The 497-nt window shown below is 71.6% G+C and carries 1 protein-coding gene; it reads right to left on the reverse strand.

Annotation, left to right across the window (positions count from 1 at the left end; genetic code table 11):
- Positions 1–497: cytochrome P450 (locus tag DBV35_RS29200; protein ID WP_157962083.1), on the reverse strand; the 497-nt coding region annotated here is incomplete at both ends.

Genomic DNA, 497 nt, shown 5'->3' on the forward strand with positions numbered 1-497 from the left:
GCGGGCCAGCGGGGCGCCGAGGCAGTGGTGGATGCCGTAGCCGAAAGCGAGGTGCCCGGAGGTGTCGCGATCGGGGTCGAACCGCTGCGGGTCCGGGTAGCGCCCGGGGTCGCGGTTGGCCCCGATCAGTGAGACCAGCACGACCTCGCCGGCCGGGATCGTCACCCCGGAGTACTCGACGGACTCGTCGGTGAAGCGGATCGTGGCGAGGTTGACCGGTCCGTCGTACCGCAGGAACTCCTCGACCGCCTGCGGCACCCGGTCGGGGTCGGCGCGCAGCCGGGCGTGCTGGTCGGGGTCGCGCAGCAGCGCCAGCATGCCGTTGCCGATGAGGTTGACCGTGGTCTCGTGCCCGGCGACCAGCAACAGGAACGCCATCGCGGTGACCTCGGTGGAGCTGAGCGAGTCGCCGTCCTCCGAGGCGCGGACGATCTCGGACAGCATGTCGTCGCCGGGGTGGGCGGACTTGTCGGCGACGAGCTCGGACAGGAACTGCG

The organism is Acuticoccus kandeliae (genome assembly GCF_003073115.1).